Genomic DNA, 6337 nt, shown 5'->3' with positions numbered 1-6337 from the left:
GCATCCGGCGGCGCGGCGCCGCGCCTCGCGGGCTCCGTCGTGGTCGACCTGCAACGGATGAACCGCGTGCTCGCCGTCGATGAAAAACTCGCGTATGCGCTCGTCGAACCGGGCGTCAGCTATTTCGATCTGTACAACTACTTGCGCGAGCACGGCTACAAGCTGTGGGTCGATCCGCCCGCGGCCGGCTGGGGCAGCGTGATCGGCAATACGCTCGAGCGCGGTTTCGGCTACACCGCATACGGCGATCACGCGTCGAACCAGTGCGGCATGGAAGTGGTGCTGGCGAACGGCGATGTCGTGCGCACCGGCATGGGCGGCATCGAGATCGGCACGTCGTGGCAGGCGTATCGGTCGGGCTACGGTCCGTCGTTCGACGCCATGTTCATGCAGTCGAACTACGGTGTCGTCACGAAGATGGGTGTCTGGCTGATGCCCGCGCCGCCCGCGTATCTGCTCGGCGAGATCCAGTTTCACGACGAGCGCGATCTCGAAGCGATCGTCGATATCCTGCGTCCGCTGCGTCTTGACGGCACGATCACGAACCACGCGGTGGTCGAGGGCGGCCTGCGGCGCGCGGCGGGTTTGTCGCCGCGCACGCAATGGTACGACGGCGACGGCGCGATGCCCGACAGCGCGATCGACGCGATGCTGAAGAAGCTCGACGTCGGCCGCTGGAATCTGCACTACGCGCTATACGGCACCGACGAACTGATCGACGCGCGCAACCGGATCGTGCAACGCGCCTTCGCGCAGGTGCCGCGCGCGTCGATGGCGGCGAGGAAATACGCGGGCGACGCGCAGCCGACCGGCGGCGGCGATCGCAACATGGCCGGCATTCCCGCGATGACCGCATTCAGGATGCTCGACTGGCGCGGCGGCAGCGGCGCGCATATCGACTTCTCGCCGATCAGCCCGGCCGTGGGCCGCGACGCGTTCCGCCAGTACATGATGGTCAAAGGGCGCGCCGCATCGTACGGCTTCGATTATTACGGCGGCTTCACCGCGGGCGTGCGGCATTTGCACCATATTTTCGCGGCTATTTTCAATCGTGACGATGCCAGGCAGAGCGAGCGGGCGGGCGACCTGCTGCGTGCGCTGATGAGCGATCTTCGCGCGGCCGGCTACGGCGAATACCGGTCGCATCTCGTGCATATGGATTACGCGGCCGCGCAGTACAGCTTCAATGACGGCGCGCTGCTGCGCCTGTCCGAGACAGTGAAGGATGCGCTCGATCCCGCGGGCATCCTGTCGCCGGGCAAGCAGGGCATCTGGCCGCGCGCGTGGCGCGACAAACGGGGCTACACATGATCGCGCGATCTCACCGCCGCGCCGCGAGATAAGCGATGGATCGGCGCACGTTCATTGCGACCGGCACGTGGTACTCGACGGGTGCGTGGCTGCCGGCATGGTTCACGGTGGGTTCCGCCGAAGCCCGGGGCGCCGCTTCGTCCGAAGCCTCGCGGGATGGCGCGACGCTCGCGTGCGCCACCCGGTGTTTCGCGGTACTCGACGCCTCGCTCGCACATGCCGATGCATTCGCCGATCATGCGGCGCGTCGCTCCATTCCCGTCTTCGAGATCGGCAACGATCACGACATCGGTACGCTCTGGCATGTGTCGCTCGCGGCGAGCGTAGCGCGTGCGCCGTCGTCGACGCTGATCGGATTTACGCGCGCGTCGGACTTCTTCGTGCTGACACGTCTTGCGCTGCGCCCTGGCCGCCTCGTTGCAAGCGCAACGGAAATGAGCCGGCCGCATGCGAACGCACCGGTTTCGTTCGTCATTTCCGTATGACGCCGCGACGCGCATCGGCACGCGCCGCCGCGCGTGGATCGAAGCATCGGCATCAAAACTTGTATGCGGGATTCTTCGGATCGAAGGTTTCGTCGTCGAAGGTTTTCGGCGTGATCGTCTGGAATACGATGCGCTCGAAGATGCGCCCGTCGTTGTCGTAGGATTCGACGGTGCGAAAGTACGGATGCCGCAGATCGAGGCCGAGCGTCTCTTTCTTCGCGTAGAACTCGGGCATGCCGGTGCTCGTCTCGTAGGTGAACGCGACGACGCGCACGCCGTCGAGCGTTTTCACTTCGATGCGTGTCGGCCGCGTGATGCCCGCCTGCGCGTATTTCTCGCCTTCGGACAGAAACTGCCTGGCGATGTATTCGGTGCCGAGGTCGCGCACCTGATGGTTCGATTGCGTACGCGCGAGCGCGCCGTTCAACGATGCCCACACCGGCATGATGTTCAGGAAGCCGCCGAGATGGCCGTACATTTCATCGCTGCGCCGCGTTTCGTCGTAGATGATTTCCTGACCCGCGTGCGCGCCGCCGGGTAGCCATTTTGCGTAAATGCGGATCGGGTCGCGCGTCACGCGCACGATCATATGATCGGGGCGGGTCGGCCATACGCCGCGAATGCGCTCCTGGCGGATCATCGTGAACTCGTATGACGGGTAGCCGTTCGGGCCGTCCTTGATATAGCGCGGCACCGTCAACGGATCGAGCGACTGGAAGAGGGTGGTGAGATCGGCGTCGTCGAGTTTTTCGAGCAGGCCGCTTTGCGCGGCCTGGCGCAGCCATCGCACCTGTTCGTCGGGCTTGAGCTTGGCGGCTTCGGACGGCGGTATGGTCGGCGGACTGACTTCCGGTTTGGCGCTGCTTGCGGCGACCGCCGTGCCCGATGCGTTCGACGCGTTCGACGCGTTCGATGCGTTGGCTGTGCCCGCTGCGCTTGCCGGGCCGTTGGTCGAGCCGTTCGTCGAGCCATTGGTGCCGGTTGCGCTCTCCGGCAAAGCCGGCGATGCAGCCGACGACGGCTCGAGCGAAGGAGACGCGTTAGCCGCCGGCGCGGCGCTTTGCTGCTGCGCCAGTGCGGCGGCCGCCACATGCAAGGTTGCCGCGCAGGCGAGCCAACGCAACGCGCACATCATCGGTGCTCGGCGAGTTGGATTCGTCGACGACGGGTGCGGCATGAGTGGACTCCCACAGAAACCGGAAACGGCTGAACCGATGACGGCCGTTCGCGCCGCACATATCTTGCATCAGGCAGGTTTTTGCTTCGCGAGTTCCTGAGCGCGCAGTTCGCGCCGCAGAATCTTGCCGACATTCGTTTGCGGCAGATCGTCACGAAACTCGACGAGCTTCGGCACCTTGTAGCCGGTCAGGTTCTTTCTGCAATGCTCGATCACTTGCGCTTCGGTCAACGCGGGATTGCGCGCCACGATAAAGACCTTGACGCGCTCGCCTTGCACCGCGTCGGGCACGCCGATCGCGGCGACTTCGCGCACATCCGGGTGCATCGCGATCACGTCTTCGATTTCGTTCGGGTATACGTTGAAGCCCGACACGAGAATCATGTCCTTCTTGCGGTCGATCAGGCGGACGTAGCCCTGTTCGTTCATCGTGCCGATGTCGCCTGTTGCAAGCCACCCGTCGTCGTCGAGGACCTTCGCGGTTTCCTCCGGACGATTCCAGTAGCCTTTCATGACTTGCGGGCCTTTTACGCACAACTCACCGGGCTCATCTATACCAGCCCACCTGCCGTCTTCCTTGCGAAAACGCACGGCCGTCGACGGCGCCGGCAGTCCGATCGAACCGTCGAAGTCGCGCATATGCCTGAGGTTCACCGGATTCATCGTGACGATCGGCGAGCACTCGGTGAGGCCGTAACCTTCGATGATCGGCTTGCCCGTCACGGCCTTGAAACGCTCGGCGACCGCTTTCTGCATCGCCATGCCGCCCGCCATCGCGAGCTTGAGCTTCGAGAAATCGCGCCTGCGGAATTCGTCATTGTCGAGAAACGCGTTGTAGAGCGTATTGACGGCCGTGATGCCGGTAAACGTTTCGTGTCGGATGACCCTCATCACGCGCTTCGTGTCGCGCGGATTGGCGATCAGGATGTTGCGGCCGCCGAGCAGCATGAAGATCATCGCGTTCAGCGTCAGCGAGTAGATGTGGTAGAGCGGTAGCGGCGTCAACACCGTTTCGATATCGCCGGCCAGTTCGCTTTCGGACCACGCCTTGGCCTGCAGCACATTCGCGATGATGTTGCGATGCGTGAGCATCGCGCCTTTTGCGACACCGGTGGTGCCGCCCGTGTACTGCAGGAACGCGACGTCCGTCTGGTTCACCGCAACGGGCGCCGGCGCGCGGCGCGCGCCGATTGCGAGCGCTTCACGCATGCGTACCGCTTGCGGCAACCGGTACGCGGGCACCATCTTCTTCAGATGCCTGATCAACGCGTTGATGCAGCGGCCTTTGAGGTTGAGCCCATCGGCCAGCAGGTCGCCGAGCGCGGTGACGACGATGTTTTGCACACGCGTGCCGGGCAGCGCGTCTTCGAGCGTCTTCGCGAAATTCTCGAACACGACGATGGTCTGCGCGCCGCTGTCCTTCAGCTGGTGTGCAAGCTCGCGCACCGTATAGAGCGGATTGACGTTGACCACGACCGCACCCGCTTTCAGGCCGCCGAACAGCGCGACCGGATACTGGAACGTATTCGGCAACATGATCGCGACGCGTTCGCCCGGCTTCACGCCGATGCCCTGCAGCCAGCTCGCGAACGCATTGGCCTTGCGTGCGAGTTCGCCGTAGGTGAGGTTCGAGCCGACGCTCACATAGGCCACCCGGTCGCGATACTTCTGCGTGCATTCGTCGAACATCTGCACGATCGAAGCGAACTGCGCGATGTCGATTTCATGCGGCACGCCGGGCGCATACGACGCATACCAGATGCCGTCGGTATTGGGCGCCGGCTGGGGCATTGCATGCGAAACGCGTACCTGGGCGGCCGAAGCCGGTAGCGACTGGGTCGATGGGCTCATGGTCGTCTCCATTCCATTCTTGTGCTTTGCACTGTTCGATCTGTTCTACAGACAGTATGGCTGCCGTTTGAACGTTGCGCGGATGTTTTCGATGGCGTCATGGATGGCTGACGAAGGATACGGACGATGACGGCGAACGGGCAAGAGACTGGCGTCGGGAAAATCTTCTAATAGATCGTCGTCGAATTGACGGGATGGGCGGCGACGGCGTCCTGCGCGTACCGCTGCGGCGCAATGAAAAAGGCCGCGCCGATCGGATCGGCGCGGCCTTTACTGCATGAGAAAGCGCTGACGCGCTGCGCTGCGGATCCGCTATGACGTTGTCGCCGCAACCGCTTCGGCGGACTTCGTCATATCGATGCCGCGGCGCTCGCGGCTAAACAGGATCAGCACGGCGATGATGACGGCCACCGTGCCCGCCACGACGGCCATCGCGAGCCCGTAGTTGTTGTTGTTCGACACGGCGAACGAAGCCTGCATCGTTGCGTTGACCGACGCGAGCAGGTTGCCGAGCTGGTAGACAAGACCGGGGAAGGTCGCGCGAATCTCGTCAGGCGAGATTTCGTTGAGGTGCACTGGAATCACGCCCCACGCGCCTTGCACGGAGATCTGCATCAGGAACGCACCGATCGCGAGCATGACCGGCGTCGACGAGAACGCCCACAGCGGCAGCACCGGCAGCGCGATCAGCGCCGCGATGCAGATCGCGCGGCGACGGCCGATCCGCTCCGAGATCGAACCGAACAGCAGACCGCCGACGATCGCGCCGATGTTCAGCACGATCGCGATCAGCGATACGGTGTGCGGATCGAAGTGATGCTGTTCGCGCAGGAAAGTCGGATACAGATCCTGCGTGCCGTGCGAGAAGAAGTTGAACGCGGTCATCAGGATGATCGCGTAGATCGACAGCACCCAGTTGCGCTTGAGCGTGACGAGCAGGCCCGGGCGTGCTTTCTTCTCCATCGCCACCCACGCCGGCGACTCGTTCACGCTCGAGCGCACGTAGAGCACGAGCAGCGCCGGGATCACGCCGACGAAGAACATGCCGCGCCAGCCGATGTACTGGTAAAGCACACCGAACACGATCGAGGCGAGCAGATAGCCGCTCGGGTAGCCGGCTTGCAGCAGACCGGACACGATGCCGCGCGATTTCGCGGGCACCGTTTCCATCGTCAGCGCCGAGCCGACGCCCCATTCGCCGCCCATCGCGATGCCGAACAGGGCGCGCAGCACGATCAGCGTGGTCAGATTCGGCGAGAAGCCGGACAACAGTTCGAGCAACGAATAGATGGCGATGTTGACCATCAGCGTCGGGCGGCGCCCGTACTTGTCGGCGAGCCGGCCGAAGATCAGCGCGCCCAGCGGGCGCATGGCGAGCGTCAGCGTGATCGCGAACGCGACTTCCGGGATTTTCGTATTAAATTCGGCAGCGATATCTTTCAGAATAAAAACCATCAGAAAGAAATCGAATGCGTCGAGTGTCCAGCCGAGATAGGCGGCGATCGTGACGTTT

5 protein-coding genes are annotated in these 6337 nt (G+C 63.5%); 2 read left to right on the top strand and 3 right to left on the bottom strand.

Annotation, left to right across the window (positions count from 1 at the left end):
* Both ACYPXD_RS22775 and ACYPXD_RS22770 read left to right on the top strand, forming a co-directional pair.
* The coding region (locus ACYPXD_RS22775; protein WP_459716280.1) for an FAD-binding oxidoreductase at positions 1 to 1311 on the top strand (1311 nt) is incomplete at its 5' end.
* 35 nt (positions 1312 to 1346) lie between these two features.
* Complete coding sequence (locus tag ACYPXD_RS22770) at positions 1347 to 1796, top strand: hypothetical protein (RefSeq protein ID WP_459716277.1); 450 nt, start codon at positions 1347 to 1349, stop codon at positions 1794 to 1796.
* Between the two features lie 52 nt (positions 1797 to 1848).
* Here the strand turns inward: ACYPXD_RS22770 and ACYPXD_RS22765 are convergent, their stop codons facing one another.
* From ACYPXD_RS22765 to ACYPXD_RS22755, 3 genes are all read right to left on the bottom strand, one after another.
* A complete protein-coding gene (locus ACYPXD_RS22765) occupies positions 1849 to 2931 on the bottom strand; it encodes a DUF1571 domain-containing protein (RefSeq protein ID WP_459716274.1) in 1083 nt (360 codons plus the stop codon).
* A gap of 111 nt (positions 2932 to 3042) precedes the next feature.
* A complete protein-coding gene (locus ACYPXD_RS22760) occupies positions 3043 to 4824 on the bottom strand; it encodes an AMP-binding protein (protein WP_459716271.1) in 1782 nt (593 codons plus the stop codon).
* Positions 4825 to 5136: 312 nt separating this feature from the next.
* On the bottom strand, positions 5137 to 6337 hold a 1201-nt coding region (locus ACYPXD_RS22755), incomplete at its 5' end, for an MFS transporter (RefSeq protein WP_459716269.1).

It is taken from the genome of Paraburkholderia sp. 2C, from assembly GCF_054589215.1.
The sequence above is the reverse complement of the archived record's forward strand: the minus strand, read 5'-3'. Positions and strand labels throughout refer to the sequence as shown.